Origin of the sequence: Streptomyces sp. NPDC093801 (assembly GCF_040701585.1) — a bacterium.
Taxonomy (GTDB): domain Bacteria; phylum Actinomycetota; class Actinomycetes; order Streptomycetales; family Streptomycetaceae; genus Streptomyces.
In genome coordinates this window covers 119,796-135,409 of sequence record NZ_JBFBDP010000025.1, presented here as the reverse complement: position 1 = coordinate 135,409, position 15,614 = coordinate 119,796, and the positions used below count along the sequence as shown (strand labels likewise).

Annotated in this window: 14 protein-coding genes; 7 read left to right on the top strand and 7 right to left on the bottom strand. The window is 76.2% G+C overall.

Annotated features, from left to right (window positions below):
- Positions 1-150 precede the first annotated feature (150 nt).
- On the bottom strand, positions 151-1,503 hold the full coding sequence (locus AB0469_RS27820; RefSeq protein WP_366454185.1) for an MFS transporter: 1,353 nt from the start codon (positions 1,501-1,503) through the stop codon (positions 151-153).
- 249 nt (positions 1,504-1,752) lie between these two features.
- Between AB0469_RS27820 and AB0469_RS27815 the strand changes: the two genes are divergently transcribed.
- A complete protein-coding gene (locus tag AB0469_RS27815; RefSeq protein WP_366454184.1) occupies positions 1,753-2,928 on the top strand; it encodes a DUF418 domain-containing protein in 1,176 nt (391 codons plus the stop codon).
- Here the strand turns inward: AB0469_RS27815 and AB0469_RS27810 are convergent.
- The 3 genes from AB0469_RS27810 to AB0469_RS27800 form a co-directional block, all read right to left on the bottom strand.
- Positions 2,912-3,223, bottom strand: coding sequence for a protease inhibitor I42 family protein (locus AB0469_RS27810; RefSeq protein ID WP_366454183.1), 312 nt, complete (start codon positions 3,221-3,223; stop codon positions 2,912-2,914). The genes AB0469_RS27815 and AB0469_RS27810 overlap by 17 nt on opposite strands.
- 17 nt (positions 3,224-3,240) lie before the next feature.
- A complete protein-coding gene (locus AB0469_RS27805) occupies positions 3,241-5,124 on the bottom strand; it encodes a C1 family peptidase (RefSeq protein WP_366454182.1) in 1,884 nt (627 codons plus the stop codon).
- Between the two features lie 136 nt (positions 5,125-5,260).
- Positions 5,261-6,475, bottom strand: coding sequence for an FAD-dependent monooxygenase (locus AB0469_RS27800; RefSeq protein ID WP_366454181.1), 1,215 nt, complete (start codon positions 6,473-6,475; stop codon positions 5,261-5,263).
- Positions 6,476-6,683: 208 nt separating this feature from the next.
- Here AB0469_RS27800 and AB0469_RS27795 point away from each other — a divergent pair, with 208 nt between their 5' ends.
- The 5 genes from AB0469_RS27795 to AB0469_RS27775 all read left to right on the top strand — a co-directional run bounded on the left by AB0469_RS27795 (position 6,684) and on the right by AB0469_RS27775 (position 11,520).
- Positions 6,684-6,995: a hypothetical protein gene (locus AB0469_RS27795; RefSeq protein WP_366454179.1), complete on the top strand. Its 312-nt coding sequence runs from the start codon at positions 6,684-6,686 to the stop codon at positions 6,993-6,995.
- Between the two features lie 94 nt (positions 6,996-7,089).
- Positions 7,090-8,334, top strand: coding sequence for an MFS transporter (locus tag AB0469_RS27790; RefSeq protein WP_366454178.1), 1,245 nt, complete (start codon positions 7,090-7,092; stop codon positions 8,332-8,334).
- Between the two features lie 168 nt (positions 8,335-8,502).
- A complete protein-coding gene (locus AB0469_RS27785) occupies positions 8,503-9,708 on the top strand; it encodes a DUF1266 domain-containing protein (protein WP_366454177.1) in 1,206 nt (401 codons plus the stop codon).
- Between the two features lie 74 nt (positions 9,709-9,782).
- Positions 9,783-10,196: a PPOX class F420-dependent oxidoreductase gene (locus AB0469_RS27780; RefSeq protein ID WP_366454176.1), complete on the top strand. Its 414-nt coding sequence runs from the start codon at positions 9,783-9,785 to the stop codon at positions 10,194-10,196.
- Between the two features lie 205 nt (positions 10,197-10,401).
- Positions 10,402-11,520, top strand: a complete 1,119-nt coding sequence (locus AB0469_RS27775) for a hypothetical protein (protein WP_366454175.1) — start codon at positions 10,402-10,404, stop codon at positions 11,518-11,520.
- Here AB0469_RS27775 and AB0469_RS27770 read toward each other — a convergent pair.
- The gene (locus AB0469_RS27770; protein ID WP_366454174.1) at positions 11,517-12,941 is read right to left on the bottom strand and encodes a DHA2 family efflux MFS transporter permease subunit; all 1,425 of its coding nucleotides are present in this window, start codon (positions 12,939-12,941) and stop codon (positions 11,517-11,519) included. The two genes, AB0469_RS27775 and AB0469_RS27770, sit on opposite strands and share 4 nt — an antisense overlap.
- Positions 12,942-13,071: 130 nt before the next feature.
- Between AB0469_RS27770 and AB0469_RS27765 the strand changes: the two genes are divergently transcribed.
- A complete protein-coding gene (locus tag AB0469_RS27765) occupies positions 13,072-13,764 on the top strand; it encodes a TetR/AcrR family transcriptional regulator (protein ID WP_366454192.1) in 693 nt (230 codons plus the stop codon).
- A 15-nt stretch (positions 13,765-13,779) separates the two neighbouring features.
- Here the strand turns inward: AB0469_RS27765 and AB0469_RS27760 are convergent, their stop codons facing one another.
- Together AB0469_RS27760 and AB0469_RS27755 are read right to left on the bottom strand one after the other, a co-directional pair.
- The gene (locus tag AB0469_RS27760) at positions 13,780-14,544 is read right to left on the bottom strand and encodes a hypothetical protein (RefSeq protein ID WP_366454173.1); all 765 of its coding nucleotides are present in this window, start codon (positions 14,542-14,544) and stop codon (positions 13,780-13,782) included.
- 19 nt (positions 14,545-14,563) lie between these two features.
- Entirely contained in the window at positions 14,564-15,502 is a 939-nt protein-coding gene (locus tag AB0469_RS27755; RefSeq protein WP_366454171.1) for a GNAT family N-acetyltransferase, read from the bottom strand.
- Between the last annotated feature and the right edge of the window lie 112 nt (positions 15,503-15,614).

The window sequence follows — 15,614 nt, the reverse complement described above, 5'->3', positions numbered from 1 at the left end:
AGCTACCTCGCAGGCCTCCACCTCCGCGCCGCCATGATCTGGATCAAGGACCTCACCCGAACCAGCCCTTGATCACGACCAAATACGCGCCCTAGGGGGTCCGGTGCGCCGCCGGTCCGCCCCCGCCGCGCGAGGGCTCGCGGCCGGGGGTCAGCGCGGTGCGGTAGGAGCGGCCTCGCGGGGGCTCTCCCCGGCGGCGGGCGCGGCCGGCGCGAGGCGCTCCCGTTCGCGTTCCCGCTCCAGCTCCCGTTCGCGGGTGAGGGCCCGGGGGCGCAGGCGGAGGATCTGGGTGAGGCCCAGCAGTTCCACGGCGAACACGGAGGAGAAGGCGATCCGGTAGTCGTCGCCGGTGGCGTCCAGCAGGACGCCCACCGACAGCAGGGTGGTCATCGAGGCGAGGAAGCCGCCCATGTTGGTGATCCCGGACGCGGTGCCCTGCCGTTCGGCGGGGTTGGCGGGGCGGGCGAAGTCGAAGCCGATCATCGAGGCGGGGCCGCAGGTGCCCAGCACCACGCACAGCGTGCCCAGCAGCCACATCGGGGCGCGGTCGCCCGGGTGGAGCAGGACCGCGGCCCACAGCAGGGCGGTGACGCCGATCGTGCCCAGGGCCAGCGGCAGCCGCGCGGCCGGGCGGCGGCCGATGATCTGTCCGTAGGCCAGGCCCCAGCCCATGTTCGCGGCGACGATCAGGGTGAGCAGGCCGGCGGCGGTGGTCCGGTCCAGCCCCTGCGCCTCGACCAGGAACGGCATGCCCCACAGCAGCAGGAACACCATCGCCGGGAACTGCGTCGTGAAGTGCACCCACAGGCCCAGGCGGGTGCCGGGCTCGCGCCAGGAGTCGCGTATCTGGCGGCGGACGAACCCGCCCCCGCCGGAGGCCGCGGGCGGCAGGGCGTGGCCCGGGGGGTGGTCGCGCAGGAACAGCGTGAGCGGGACCAGGACGACCAGCCCGGCGAGCGCGCTGCCCGCGAAGGCCGGCACCCAGCCGGCGCCGTGCAGGACGGGGGCCAGGACCAGGGTGGAGACCAGGTTGCCGGCCATGCCGACCAGCCCGGCCAGCTGCGCCATGAGCGGTCCGCGCCGGGCGGGGAACCAGCGGGTGCCCAGGCGCAGGACGGAGATGAAGGTCATCGCGTCGCCGCAGCCCAGCAGGGCGCGGGCGGCCAGCGCCATCGCGTAGGTCGGTGAGAGGGCGAAGCCGATCTGGCCGGCGGTGAAGAGGACGGCGCCGAGCGTCAGCACCTTCTTGGTGCCCAGCCGGTCCACCATCAGCCCGACCGGGACCTGCATGCCGGCGTAGACGAGGAGCTGGAGGAGGGAGAACGTCGACAGGGCGGAGGCGTTGACGTGGAAGCGGTCGGCGGCCTCCATCCCGGCCACGCCCAGGCTGGTCCGGAAGATCACGGCGACGAAGTAGACGGCGACGCCGATGGACCAGACGGCCACGGCCCGCCGTCCGCCGGGCGGGTCCTGGACGGCCGGGGGCGCGGCGGCCGGGCTCATCGGTCCGTCCCCCGCGCCAGCGCCTCGGTCTGCATGCGCACAGGATAGATACCTGGGTCATACATCTGTTTCCTCCGTCCGCGATGTGGACCCTGCCGGGCCCGGCCCGGCCTGCGGTACGGGCACCGCTCCCGGCCGGGCCTCGCCCGTACTGGGGAGCGCGCCCGTCCCGGACTGCGCCGAAGGATGTACCGCCGCTTCGTCCACCGGCAGGACGTACCGGGCCCGGACCGCCGGGAGCCTGGGGAGATGGCCCACACCACCCTCGTCGCCCCAGGGGTGACCGCGACCCGGCTCCCGCTCCTCGACGTCCTGCGCGGCGCCGCCGTCCTCGGCACGCTCATGACCAACGTCTGGATCTTCACCTCCCCCGGCTCCGAGTGGAGCGTGCTCCAGGGCTCCTTCCACCTGCCCGACCCGCTGGCCGACCCGTCCGCCGCGACCGTGGCCGAGACCGTCTTCCGCTTCCTCGCCGACGGGAAGTTCCTCTCCCTGCTCACGGTCCTGTTCGGGGTGGGCCTGGCCATCCAGTACGACTCCGCCGCCCGCCGGGGCGAGCGGTGGCCCGGGCGCTACCCGCGGCGGGCCGCGTTCCTCTTCCTGGAGGGGACCGTCCACTTCCTCCTCCTCTTCGCCTGGGACGTGCTGATGGGGTACGCCGTCACCGCCCTGCTGACGGCCTGGCTGCTGGCCCGGTCCGAGCGGGTGCGGCGGGTGGTGATGTGGGTCGCGGGCGGTCTGCACCTGTCCCTGATCGCCCTGCTGACGCTGGGGCAGCTGGTCTCCCCCGGCTCCGGGCCCGCGTCTCCCGACCCGGAGGCCGTCCGGCTGTACGCGCACGGCGGCTGGGGCGAGCAGATCGCCTTCCGGCTCGACCACGCCCTCGCGCTGCGCATCGAGCCCGTCTTCTCCTTCGGGCTGCTGCTCTTCCTCTTCCTCCTCGGCGTCCGCCTCCACCGCGCCGGAGCCTTCGCCCCGACCGCCGCCGGGCGCCGGATCCGGGTCCGGATGGCCTCCTGGGGGCTCGGCCTCGGCCTGCCTCTGGGCGCCGCCGCCGCGCTCGGCGGCCCCGACTTCTTCCTCCTCGGCCGCTACGCCGTCGCCCCGCTGATCGCCCTCGGGTACGCCGGGCTGATCGGCTGGGCCCTGGACCGCTTCACCGTCCCCGGGGCCGGCGCCCTCGGCTCCGTCGGGCGCACCGCCCTGTCCTGCTACGTCGGCCAGAACCTGCTGTGCGTCCTGCTCTGCTACGGCTTCGGTCTCGGCCTCGCCGACCGGATGGCCGGGTCCGGCCCCTGGTGGGTGATGGGCCTGTGGGCGGCGGTCGCCCTGTTCCTGGTCGCCGCGTCGGGGCTGTGGCTGCGCCGCTTCGGGAGGGGCCCGCTGGAGGCCGTGCAGCACCGGGTGCTCAGGCCCCGCCGGTGACCTCCACGTCCAGCAGGAACTCGTCGTACGGGGCCTCCTGCGGGTAGGGCGGGCGGACCTGCGCGAACCGGATCCGGGCCCGCCCGCCCGGACGGCGGCCCCGGACCACGTACGTCCGCTCCACCGTCTCCCCCGGCAGGGCCCCCGCCGCCCGCCCGGGCGCGGTCTCGCTCACGGAGACGGCGTCGGCGTCCCCGGAGACCCGCCAGGTCCACACGTACCCGCGCGCCCCGCGCCCGGTCAGCCGCAGTTCGTACGGCTCACCGGTGGCGAGGACCACCCTGCGCACCTCCACCCGCGGCACCTCCTGGTTCAGGCCGGGCCGATGACGTCCCCCTCGTGCCAGCCCGCGCCGTCGCGCCAGTAGTGCTGGAGCAGGCGGTCGGTGCGCAGGACGACGACTTCCAGGTTGAACCCGAAGCTGCCCTGGAGCATCCCGGTGACGGTCAGCGCGTCGTGCCCGAAGACGGCGCTGCGGGTCCAGGGGGCGCCGGCGGCGTTGCCCCGCCACCAGTGCTCGATCCGCCCGTCGGCGACCGCCACGCACAGCTCGTAGTTCCCCGCGGTGTCCTCGTCGAGGGCGCCGTACTGCCCCTCGATCAGGCAGGGCGCGGAGGTCGCCCCGCTGCCGAACACCTCCCCGGCCTTCCAGGCGAAGCCGTTCGGGTCGTCGCGCCACCACAGCTGCATCCGGCCGTCGGTGCGGGCGGCGACCAGGTCGAGGGTGCGGGCGCGGGTCTGGACGAGGGCCGGTCCGTAGTGGGCGATGCCGGAGCCGAAGCGGCCGCCGTCGTTCCAGGTCCAGGGGGCGCCGTTGATCCGCCACCAGTGGTTGAGGCGGCCGTCGGCGGTGCGGACGACCACCTCGAAGTTGCCCGGCCGGCCGTAGTCGCTCTGGATGAACGCGGGCGTCGAGCCGATGGCGGCGTCGCCGGGCCCGAAGGCGCCGCCGTCGCGCCAGACGCCGACGGCCTGCTCGTAGTACCAGTGGCGGAGCCGGCCGCCGGTGGTGACGTGCAGGGACTCCATGTTCCGGTTGTAGGTGCTGCCGGTGAAGGCGGGCTGGCCGGAGGCGTCCCCGGCGAAGGTCCCGGCGCCAGCCCAGGCGAACGGGGGGTCGCCCTCGCGCCACCAGTGCCGGAGGTGGCCGCCGCCGGCGGTCGCGGCCATCTCGAAGTTGCGGTGGGCCCGGCCGTTGCCGCTCTCGTAGACGCTGCCCGCGTGCAGGCGGCGCTTGCTCCAGGGGTCGATGTTGGTTCCGCGCAGGCCGCACTTGGCCCAGTAGTCGATGTTGACCTCGCCGTACGCGATCCGGCCGTAGCCGCCGACGTGGTAGCCGGTGCCCCAGGAGTTCTTGAACAGCCAGCAGCCGGCCGCGTCGTCGTAGCCGACGACCAGCACGCAGTGCCCGCCGGCGAGCCGGTCGCTGGTGCGGTGGTAGACGCCCGCGCCCAGGCCGAAGAAGTCGTCGTACACGTCGAAGCAGGCGGTCAGCGGCCCCACCGTGTCCAGCCAGACCTTCTGCTGCTCGACGTCGCCGAGGCGCACGTAGTCGGTGATCCGCACGGTCCGCCCCGAACGGTCCCAGCTGGGCGTGTACTCGGCCCGCCAGGCGTCGCGCCGCTCGGCGGGCAGGCCGGGGGGCGGGGTGGTGTACGGCCAGCACCCGGGGTCGGCGAGGCCGCCGTTGTCCTTGATCCAGTCGAGGGCGGTCTCGGGGTTGCCGGTCTGCCCGCAGGTGCACTTCAGCCCGTCGTGGACGTCCCCCTCGGAGCGCTCCGCCCACACGTCGTGCTCGATCCGGGCCATCGACTCGACCAGGCCGGCCGCCCCGAACGCCCAGCAGGAGCCGCACGGGTTCTGGTCCTTGACCTTGGTCAGCCACGGCCACCCCCACCGGCTGCGCCAGTCCACGGCCACGGGCCGCCCGGCGCCCGCGGCCGTCCCCGGCAGCAGCCCGTGGGCGGCCCTGCGCCGGCTGAGGTGCGGGTTCCCGCTCTCCCTCCCCACGAGCGCCCGCAGGTCCACCGTCCCCGCCTCGGCGGCGGGCGTCAGGTTCGGCCCCGGCTCCAGACCCAGCGAGGGCCTCGGTACGGGATCCGCGTCGGCGAGGTGCTCGACGACCGACCACCGCGCCCCGCGCGCCACGAGCCGCGCCCGCAGCTCCCCCACCGTCTGGACAGACTCCTCCGGCATCCCGGCCCCCCAGCTGCACTCCGTCGTGAGCCCCGGAGCGTCTCCCCGCCACCGGACCCCGTCAAGGGGGGCCGCGCGGTCGCGCGGACGCACGGGGGGTCGTACGGTCCGCCCGGCCGCGCACCCCCGGCCGGCCCTACGAGGACATGGCCTGCCCCCCGATCCCGGCGGCCCCCGCCAGCTGCGCCTGCCACCAGCCGGCGACGTCGGCGGCGCTCATCTGCGCCCACGGCGGCGTCCGTTCCACCTGGGCCCGCCCGAGCCGCCGCGCCAGTGCGACCAGTTCCCGTCCGGCCGCCCCCCGGGCCGCCTGGTAGCCGGCCACCAGCTCCTCCCAGGACCCCGCCCGCGCCCAGGCGGCGCCGAAGGCGGTGGCGTCCTGGAGGGCCTTCGCCGCCCCGCTGGTGTTGTGCGGGCGCACCACGCTCGCCGCGTCCCCGGCCAGCACCAGCCGTCCCGCCGCGGCGGGTTCGGTGACCAGGTCGTAGATGGGCTGCACGAACGTGTCCGCGGGCGCGGTCAGCGCCAGCGCCCGCCCCCAGTACTCCGGGAACTCCCGCTCCAGCAGCGCCCGCAGGTGCCCGGCGAGTTCCCCGCCCAGCGCCCCCGGCGGGAAGCTGGTCGGATCGTCGAACCGCAGCCCCGCGCCCTGCGGCGGGGCCGCGTACAGCACCCAGTTCACCCGCGGCCCCTCCGGCCCGGGGATCCGGTAGATCACGCAACTGCCCCCGGGGAAGCAGACGGTGGTGACGGCCCCGGGGTGCGACGGCGCCCCCTCCAGCCCCTCCACCAGCGCGGCGTCGACGTTCCCCCGCCAGCACACGTACCCCGCGTAGTGCGGGCTCGCCCCGGGGCTCACCGCCTCCCGCACCACGGACCGGTACCCGTCGGCCCCGACGACGAGGTCGAACCGCTCGAAGCCCCCGCCCCCGAGCCGCACGCCAGCCCCGTCCCCGAGCCCGTCCACGCCCTCGACGGCCACCCCCTGCCGGTAGTCCACCGCCCCCGGCACCGCCGCCCGCAGCCCGCGCCACAGCAGCCCCCAGTGGTAGGAGTGGAAGGGGAACGGCTGCTCCCAGACGAGCCGCCCGCCGGGCCCCTCCGAGGCGTCCCGCACCACCCACCGCCGCCGCTCCAGGCGGTGCGCCGGGATCCCCGGCGGCAGCGCCCCGGCGGCCACCAGCTCCGCGGCCCGGTCGTCGTGGACGCACAGCCCGACCCCCCGGTCGGCGAGCCGCCCGCCCGTGCGCTCCAGCACGACGACCTCCCCGGCCCCCGCCTTCACCGCGGCCGAGGCGAACGCACACCCGGCGATGCTCCCCCCGACCACCGCGACCGTTCCACCGCGCACAACCGCCTCCACCCGTAGCCCAGTTGACTGACCGGCCAGCCTACTGACGCGGACGGCCCGCGCCGGAGCGACGCGACGGATCCGGCCGCCCGCCCGCAGTGCCCCGGGCCGGCGGGCCGGGGCGGAGGGGGCGGAAGGGGGCGCGGTGTCCGAAGCGCCGAGCGGCCGCGGCACGCGTAGCGTGGGGAGGGGCAAGGAGGTGAGGGCCATGTCCGGACCGGTGTTGAGCGAGGTCAGCGCGGTCGTGGCGGCCGAACGCGAGGCCGACCTCGTCGCCGCCTACCGCGCGCTCCTGACCCACCCGCTGCCCGACGGGCTGGTACGCACGGAGCTGCTGGCCGGCGAGGACGGGCACTGGCGCATCCAGTCCCTCTGGCGCGACCACGCCTCCCTGGACGCCGTACGGGCCGCCCCGGGCGGTGCCCCGGCCCCCCGCCTCTTCCGCGACGTGGGCGCCAAGCCCAGCCTGGCGGTCTTCGAGGTCGCGGTCCAGGTCACCGCCCAGGTGGGCCCGGTCTGACCCTACGGGCGCCCCGCGGTACGGCGCGAAATCCCCGGGCCACCGGCGCCCGGCGGGCACTAGGCTGCTCGCCGCGCCGAGCCCGAGGGGGATCATGGAGGTCGTCGACCAGCCGCTGGGGAGCATCCGTACGCCGTGGAGGACCGCGGCCTTCCGGCGGTTCGTGTGGGCGGGCCTCGTCTCGGCCGCCGGGTCCGCGACGGCCCCCCTCGCCCTGGCCTACTCCGTCATCGAGCGGGGCGGGGGCGCCGGCTCCCTCGGCCTGGTCCTGGCCACGAACACCCTCCCCACGATCGTCTTCCTCCTCGTGGGCGGCGTCTACGCCGACCGCCTGTCCCGGAGCCGGATCCTCTTCCTCGGCAACCTCCTCGCGGCCGCCGCGCAGGGGGTGCTGGCCGTCACCGTGGCCACGGGACAGGCGTCGACGGCGTCCATCGCCGCCTGCGGCCTCCTCTCGGGCACGGCGGCCTCGTTCATCCTCCCGGCCCTCCAGGGCGCCGTCGCGCAGATCGTCCCCGCGGAGCACCTCCAGGAGGCCAACGCGCTGCTCCGGCTCCCGGGCAACGCGGTCAAGGTGCTGGCCCCGGTCGCCGGCGGGTTCGTCGTCGCCGCGAGCGGCGCCGCCTGGGCGCTGGCCTGGGACGCCCTCACCTTCGCGGTGGCCGCCTTCCTCCTCCTCGGCCTGCCCCTGGCGGCCCCGCCGGCCCCGGCCGAGGGCGTCCTGGCCGACCTGCGGGCCGGCTGGGCGGGCTTCCGGGCCCGTACCTGGCTGTGGACGTACACGGCCGCCGGCACGGTCCTCGTCGCCGCCTGGCTGGCGGGATACCAGCTCCTCGGCCCCCTCGTCGCCGCCCGGCAGTACGCCGGGGCCCGCGACTGGGGCCTGGTCCAGGCGGCGTTCTCCTGCGGGCTGCTCGCCGGAACCCTGGTGTGCCTGCGGTGGAAGCCGTACCGGCTGCTCGCGGTCGCGGTGGCCGCGTCCGGCGCCCTCGCGCTGCCCCTGGCCGCGATGGCCGCCGCCCTGCCGCTGCCCCTGGTCCTGGCGGCGGCCCTGCTGGCGGGGGTGGGGCTCGACGTCGCGATCGTCGCCTGGAGCACCGCGTTCCAGCAGCACGTGCCCGAGGCGGAACAGGGCCGCATGAGCGCCTTCAACGGCCTCGGCGAGCGCCTCGCCATCCCGCTCGGCTACCTCGTCACCGCGCTGGCGGCCGACACGTGGGACACCCGGACGACGCTCCTGGGGTGCGCGGTGCTGATCGCCGCCGCGGCCGCCCTCAACCTGTGCGTCCCGGACGTCCACCGCGTCAACCGGCGCACGCCGCAGGCCCGGGCGCGGTAGCACGACGGAGGCGGGCGGGGACGAGCGGTACGGGCGGGGGCCGGCCGTGGTGGGCGCCGTCGCGCGGCGGTGGGGGCGTCCCGGCCGGCGGTGGGCAGGGCCGCGCGGGCCGCGTGCGCCCTTCCGGGGCCCGACCGGGGGAGCCCGGAGCCCGTATAGGGTCCCGGTGTGGACGAGTGGACGGCGCCGAGTGCGATCGAGCGCGAGCTGTACGGGGCGAAGGCGCGCGGGGACTGGGACGGCTACCTGGGCGCCCTGGCCCGGGCCGAGCTGTTCCTGCCGCAGCACCGCGCCCAGATCGACGCCGACCCCCGCGCGGCCCGGTTCCACCCCGCCGCGAACGGCACCCTCGCCGTCTACACCCGGGGCATGCTGCCCGCCCCCGACGCCCACACCGTCTACCTGCGCCAGAGCCTCGCCTGGTTCGCCAACGCCTGGGACGCCCGGGACCCCTCCCACCTGGCCGTGAACCCCGGCAGCCCGGTCGAGGCGTACCTCACCACCACCCCCGCCGACCTCGCCCGCTGGCGGGCCCACTGGGACGCCGCACCCTCCTGGGGCCTGGCCCCCGGCGCCGTGCACGCCCTGCACTCCGGCGGCCCGCTGCACGGGCCGGTGGCCCGCGGACTGGCCGCCGGAGCCCATCTGGCCGTCGCCAACGGGGAGTTCTGGAACGCCCTCGCCTACCACGGCAACGGGTACACCCGCGAGCGCGAGCGCCTGCGCACGATGTGGGAGATCACCGACACCGCCGGCTGGCTCGACGTGCTCCAGCGGATGCTGGAGGCCGACATCGTCAGCCCCGTCTGGGAGTTCGCGCTCCGGGTGCGCCGCGTCCTCGCCTGCGACTTCGCCGGGCCGGTCGACGTGGAGCACTGGCGCCACGCCGCCGAGTCCGGGCTGCGCCGCAGCGCCGAGCGGGCCGCCGAGCCGCGCCTGACCCCCGACGGGGTCACCGTCGCCCAGCCGCGCCCCGCCGCCGAGGTCGAGGGGGAGATCGCCGGGGTCCGGCGGCTCATCGGCCGGATCACCCGCTACGAGCAGCGCTTCCGCGCCGACGGGCTGCTGCCCGACGGGGGCTGGGTGCGCTCGGTCGAGGCGTGGGACTACGGGCGGGCGTCCCAGATGGCCCGCTGGGGCGTCGCCACCCGCTACGGCACCCTCCAGGACGCCGAGCGGGCCGTGATCCGCGCGGGCGAGAAGGCCAGGGGGGCGTACCGCTCGTGGACGGAGTTCTCCGCCGGGTACTGCCTGGCCCGGTGCCTGCACTTCGACGAGGAGGAGTTCGGCAGCTGGTACGCCTCCTCCCTCGCCACCCATCTGACGCTGACCACCGACCCGGCCAGCCCCTTCCTCAACATCCCCTGGGAGTGACGGACTTCGGGTAGTCCCTCGCCGCCCGCCCCGCGGGCCAGCGCGGGACGCCCCGGGCAACTAGCCTCGGCCGTATGACGATTGCACTGAACGACACCGTGCGACAGCTGCTCGACTCCCCCCACCCCGCCGTGCTCTCCACTCTCAACCCCGACGGCAGCCCGCAGAGTTCCGTGGTCTGGGTGACCCGCGACGGCGACGACCTCCTGGTCTCCACCGAGCGCGGCCGCCGCAAGGAGCGGAACCTGGCCCGGGACGCGCGGGTCGGCCTGACCGTGTTCGACCTGGCCAACCCCTACCTGTACGCCGAGATCCGCGGCACCGCCACCATCAGCGAGGACGCCGGCCGGGCCGTCGCCGTGCGGATCGCCGAGGAGTACCTGGGGCCGGGCGCCGGCAAGGAGTACGCGGACGCCTCCGACGGGGCGGTACGGGTCGTCGTGCGCATCACCCCGTCCAAGGTGCTCGGCAACGCCGCCAAGGCCTGATCCGGCGCCTCCCGCACCCCGCCCCCGGGCCCGCCGGACCGGGCGCGGTGCCGCGCTGCGGCAGCCGGGGGTAGGGGCGGGCCTCGGGGTACGGCAGGCGGGCGGTTCGGCGGCGACCCGGGCGCGCGGTCGGGGCGGGGCCGGACGGAACCTGATATTCCGTCATGTGGCGCCCGCCTGAAGCCCACCGAGAGGGGCCCGGTCCATGCCGCACACGCCGAACGTCCGACGACTCCTGCACAGGGTGCTCACCGCCTCCCTGGGCGCACTTCTCGCCGTCACCGCCTCCACCGTGCCGGCCCGGGCAGGCACGGGACAGGTGGGAGACGTGACGGAGTACCCGCTCACGACCCCCGACAGCTACCCCGCCGGCATCACGGCCGGCCCGGACCGGGCCCTGTGGGTCGCCGAGTCCGGGGTCAACCGGATCGCCCGGGTCACGACCGCCGGCGCCGTCACCGAGTACCCCCTGCCGACCGCCGACAGCTTCCCCCAGGGCATCACCCAGGGCCCCGGCAGGGCGCTGTGGTTCACCGAGGGGACCGGGGACAGGATCGGCCGGATCACCACCGGGGGCCGGATCACCGAGTTCCCGCTGCCCGGGCCGGACCGCTTCCCCGTGGGCATCGCGGTCGGCGGCGACCGCGCCCTGTGGTTCACCGAGCCGGGGACGAACACGATCGGGCGGATGACGGCGGACGGCAGGGTGACCGAGTACCCGGTCCCCACGCCGGACAGCGTCCCGTACTACATCACCGCCGCGGCCGACGGCTCCCTGTGGTTCACCGAGCTGTACGGCGGGAAGATCGGGCGGATCGCCCTCGACGGCCGCATCACCGAGTACCCGCTGGCCGACGACTCCGCGTACCCCTCGGGCATCGCGGCCGGACCCGGCGGGGTGTGGTTCGCCGCGAGCGGGCTGAACGCGGTCGGGCGCATCGGCGCGCGGGGAGAGATCAGGCTCTTCCCCGTGCCCGTCCCCGACTACCAGGTCTACGACATCACCCGGGGTCCGGACGGGCACATGTGGTACGCCGAGCAGTCCGGCCGCATCGGCCGGATCGGGCGCAACGGGACGGTCACCGAGTACGCGGTGCCGGGCGGGGCGGACAAGGTGCCCTTCAACATCACGGCCGGACCCGACCGGAACATCTGGTTCACGGAGCTGGTGGCCGGCGCCGTCGGCCGCGTCCAGGCCCGTTCGGGACGCGGGACCGGACACACGACGCTCCCGGCGCCCGCCCGGCACGCGGCGCCCGCCGGCCACCGCCCGCCCCGCCTCACGCCCGGCCTGGAGCGGCTGCTCCGCTCCCACCGGCCCTAAGGCCCGCCCTGCACCCGCTTGTGCCCCGGCAGGCGCAGGGCCGCGACCAGGGAGAGGGCGATCAGGCCCGCCGCGACCGCGTACGCGGTGCGGAAGCCGGCCGGGGTGGTGCCCGACGCGCCCAGGACCACGGACGTCAGGGCCGTCCCGACCGAGGCGCACAGCTGGGCGTTGATGCTGAGGGCCGTGCTCGCCGCCGCCATGCGCGCGGCGGGCAGGTCCCGGCCGGCGGTGGTCATCGTCGGCATCAGCACCGTGCCCGCGCCGACGCCCATCAGCATCAGCGAGCCCACGACCTGCCAGCCCGGCACCCCCTCGGCACCGGTCCGCAGGCCGGCGAGCAGCATCCCGAGGGCCGCCACCGCCACCCCGGCGGGGATCAGCCGGCGCGGGGCGACCTCGTCCACCCGCCGGGAGGCGATCTGCATGGTCACCCCGACCGCCAGCCCGACGGGCGCCACCAGCAGCCCCGCCGCGCTCGCGCTCAGCCCGCGCTCCTGCTGCCAGTACACCGGGGCCAGCAGCATCGAGCCGAAGTAGCCGCAGGTGAACGGGGCGAGCGTGCCGATGGCGGCGCCGAACGTACGGTCGCCGAGCAGCCGCAGGTCGAGCAGCGGCTCCGGGACCCGCAGCGCCCGCCGGACGAAGGCCGCGACCAGGACGGCGCCGCCCAGCAGGGGCAGCAGCACGCCCGGGGAGAGGAACGCGCCGCGCTCGCCGCCCCGGGAGAGCCCGTACAGCAGCAGCGCGAGGCCCGGGGAGAGGCTCAGCAGCCCCGGGACGTCGAGCCGCGGCGAAGCCGCCGCGCCCGGGGGGGAATCCGGGCGCAGCAGCTTCGCCGCGAGTATCAGGGCGGCCGCTCCGACGGGCAGGTTGACGAGGAAGATCCACCGCCAGGAGGCGGTGTCGATCAGCCAGCCGCCCAGCATCGGCCCGGCCACCGGTCCGACGAGCACGGGCAGCCCCAGCAGGGCCATCGCCCGCCCGAGCCGGCCGCGGTCGGCGGCCCGCATCACCATCGTCATGCCGACCGGCATCAGCAGTCCGCCGCCGAGCCCCTGGACGGCGCGGAAGGCGATCAGGCTGCCGGCGCTCCACGCGCACGCGGCGAGCAGGGAGCCGAGGGTGAAGAGGACCAGGGCCGTGAGGTAGGTGCGCTTCGCGCCGATCCGGCCCATGGCCCAGGCCGCCGCCGGGATGACGGCGGCGAGGGCCAGGGTGTAGGCGGTGGCGGTCCACTGGATGGTCTCCAGCGGCGCTCCGAAGGACTCGGAGAGCCGGCCGAGCGCCACGTTGACGATCGTCATGTCGAGGACGGACATGACGGCGCCGGTGATCACGACGGTGAGGATGCGCCCCAGCCGTCCGGGCGCGGTCGCTAACGCCGCCGGGGTGTCCTCGGCGGTGGGTGCGGTAGGCATCGTGCCACGTCCCTCCCCGGAGAACCGGACCGGATGGTTGGTTTTGGCGGCCTTCCGGTAAAGTACAACGACCGTTGTAATCCGCACAACGGCCGTTGTGGAGAGCGACCGGAGAGACGCTGGAGGCGTGATGGAGGGGGACGGCGCGGGCCTCGTACCGGAGGGGGCGGCGGACGCGGCACTCCCGCCCCGGAAGCTGGCCAAGCGGATCGCCCTCGCCCGTGCGACCTGCGCGGTCTTCGGCCGCGAGGGGTACGCGCGCGCCTCCGTCGACGCCCTGGCCGCCGCGGCCGGAGTCTCGACGCGGACGCTCTACAACCACTTCCCCGGGGGCAAGTCGGAGCTCTTCCGGGCCGTCGTCACCTGGAGCTCGGGCGAGGTGCGCGACGCCCACGTGGCCCTCGTGCGCGCCCGGCTGGACCCCGCGCGCCCCCCGCACCCGGACGACCTGGAACGGGACCTGGCCGCCCTCGCCCGGGCGCTGATCGACGTGATGGTGGAGCACCCCGACCACTTCGCGCTCGTGCGCCACATCCACGCCGAGGCCGACCACGTGCCGCCGGAGGTGCTGGCGGCCTGGAAGGCCGCGGGGCCCGGGCCGGTCGCCGACGCCCTCGCCGACGGCCTGGCGGGCCTGGAGCGGGCCGGACTGCTCGACCTGCACGGCGACGCGGAGCTGGCCGGCGCCCAGTTCACGGCGCTGACCTCCACCTCCGTCGCCCAGCTCTCCCACTACGGGGTCCTGCCCCTGTCGCAGGCCCAGACCGACCGCATCGTCCGGGGCGGCGCCGCGGCCTTCCTGCGCGCCCACCGGGCCGGCTGAGCGGCCGCGGGGGCCTCAGGGCAACTGCCTGACCACCCGCCACCAGGCCTCCAGCGCCTCCGCCGACGGGTCCCCCGGCGCCAGGTGCGGCCGGGCCGCGCCGGTCCACCGCAGGAGGTTCCGGATCAGCCTCAGGTGCACGATCCGCTCCCGGGGCAGCTCGCGCCAGTCCCGGGCCCGCGCGGCCGCCTCCGCCGGGGTGAGGTCGATCAGCGCGAGCGCCTCCCGGCACAGGGCGGCCGGGTCCCCGCCCCGCCCGGGCCCGAACTCCCGGACCAGGTAGCCCCGTACGAAGGCCAGCTCGATCCCCCGCACCAGGTCCGACGCCCCCTCCGCCGCCGCGCAGCGGTACGCCGCCTCCAGCGCGACCCGGCCCCAGCGCAGCCGCACCCCGTCCGGCAGTCGCTCGTCCTGCATCCCGCCGACGGCCAGGGCGCGCAGGGTCCGCGGAAGGGGCTCGTCCGCGAGCGGGGGGCCGGCGGCCAGCCAGGCCTCCAGTTCCGCGAGTCCGTGTCCGTCGGGCGGTACGGAGGTCAGCACCTGGCCCCGGCTGAGCAGCGCGACCACGGCCCCCGCGAGGCGGACCCGGGCGGTGTGGCCGGCGTCGAAGGAGTCCACCGTGCGCCCGTACCGCTCGATCCCCCGCAGCCAGACCCGCGACTCCCCCGCCGCGTACACCTGCCCGGACCGGGCCGTCCCGCCGACGCACCGCACGAGGCACACCCCGCCGGCGACGTCGGCCTCCTCCACGGCATACACCTGCAACTCGGCGATCGGCATGGCCGGGAGGCTACCCGCCTCAGGAACCGGGCGGGGCCTCCAGGACGAGGCGGATCTCGGTGACCTCGTAGCCGGCCCGGTCGAAGGCGGCGGCCATGGGGGTGTTGACGGTGTCGGTGGTCGCCGTGATGCGCTCGGCGCCCGCGGCGGCGTGGAAGCGGGTGATCTCGGCGAGGACCTCGTCGATCAGGCCCTTGCCGCGCTGTTCGGGGACCACGCCCAGGTAGCCGACGTTGCGGTGGTAGGGGGTGGCCGAGGGGATCGCCAGGCCGGCGAGGGTGCCGTCGGGAAGGTGGGCGAGCCGCCACCAGGAGCGTTCGCCGGGGCAGTCGCGGTAGAACGCGAAGTCCTCGCGGGCGACTTCCTCCTCGGTCAGCACGTCCAGCTCGTAGCGGGTGGCCAGGTCGAGGCTGCCGCGCGAGAGGCGGACGAAGGCGTCGAGGAACTCCTCGTCGGTGCCCTCCCGGAAGACGAGCCCGCCGGTGGGTGCGGACGTTCCGGCGGCCGGGGTCCACTCGTAGCGCAGGCGCTCGATCCCGCGGGTCAGTCCGGCCCGCGAGGCGGCCTCCCGGCGCCAGGCGACCGCCGCGGCGAGGCCGGGATCCTCGCGCCAGCCGCGGGGCAGGGACAGGTGGTACCCCGGGCGCTTGCCGAACGCGGCGTGGCCGGCCCCCAGCAGGGCGGCGGCCAGGGACGCCGGGTCGGTGACGTCGGCGCGGACCTGGAGGCAGTCGAGGGCGACCGGCCGCTCGCTGTCGGCGCGGCCCCACCACAGGGCGCGGGCCAGCGGCCGCCCGTCCCCGTCCTCGGCCAGCCAGGTCCATTCGGGGCGGAACCGCCGGGCGGCGAGCTCCTCGCGGACGCGGTCGGCGGGGAGCGGGGCGAGGGGGCCGTCGGCCGGCCAGGCCAGGGCGCGGTCGAGGGCGGCGGGGTCCGTGAGGGCGTTTCGGAATCTCATCGGGCCGATGATCACCCCGGAGGCGGCCCCCAGGGTAGCGGTTTTCCTCCGGGTACGCCGATGGCCGGCCCCTCCCCGAAGGGGGGACCGGCCATCGGCGGGTGCCGTCCGC

Bases quoted from the DNA above. Each gene is read 5' to 3' on its own strand.
- AB0469_RS27790 (WP_366454178.1), top strand. From the start codon at position 7,090: ATGGAGGTCGTCGACCAGCCGCTGGGGAGCATCCGTACGCCGTGGAGG.
- AB0469_RS27780 (WP_366454176.1), top strand. From the start codon at position 9,783: ATGACGATTGCACTGAACGACACCGTGCGACAGCTGCTCGACTCCCCC.
- AB0469_RS27760 (WP_366454173.1), bottom strand. From the start codon at position 14,544: ATGCCGATCGCCGAGTTGCAGGTGTATGCCGTGGAGGAGGCCGACGTC.
- AB0469_RS27755 (WP_366454171.1), bottom strand. From the start codon at position 15,502: ATGAGATTCCGAAACGCCCTCACGGACCCCGCCGCCCTCGACCGCGCC.
- AB0469_RS27775 (WP_366454175.1), top strand. From the start codon at position 10,402: ATGCCGCACACGCCGAACGTCCGACGACTCCTGCACAGGGTGCTCACC.
- AB0469_RS27765 (WP_366454192.1), top strand. From the start codon at position 13,072: ATGGAGGGGGACGGCGCGGGCCTCGTACCGGAGGGGGCGGCGGACGCG.
- AB0469_RS27820 (WP_366454185.1), bottom strand. From the start codon at position 1,503: ATGAGCCCGGCCGCCGCGCCCCCGGCCGTCCAGGACCCGCCCGGCGGA.
- AB0469_RS27770 (WP_366454174.1), bottom strand. From the start codon at position 12,941: ATGCCTACCGCACCCACCGCCGAGGACACCCCGGCGGCGTTAGCGACC.
- AB0469_RS27815 (WP_366454184.1), top strand. From the start codon at position 1,753: ATGGCCCACACCACCCTCGTCGCCCCAGGGGTGACCGCGACCCGGCTC.
- AB0469_RS27795 (WP_366454179.1), top strand. From the start codon at position 6,684: ATGTCCGGACCGGTGTTGAGCGAGGTCAGCGCGGTCGTGGCGGCCGAA.
- AB0469_RS27805 (WP_366454182.1), bottom strand. From the start codon at position 5,124: ATGCCGGAGGAGTCTGTCCAGACGGTGGGGGAGCTGCGGGCGCGGCTC.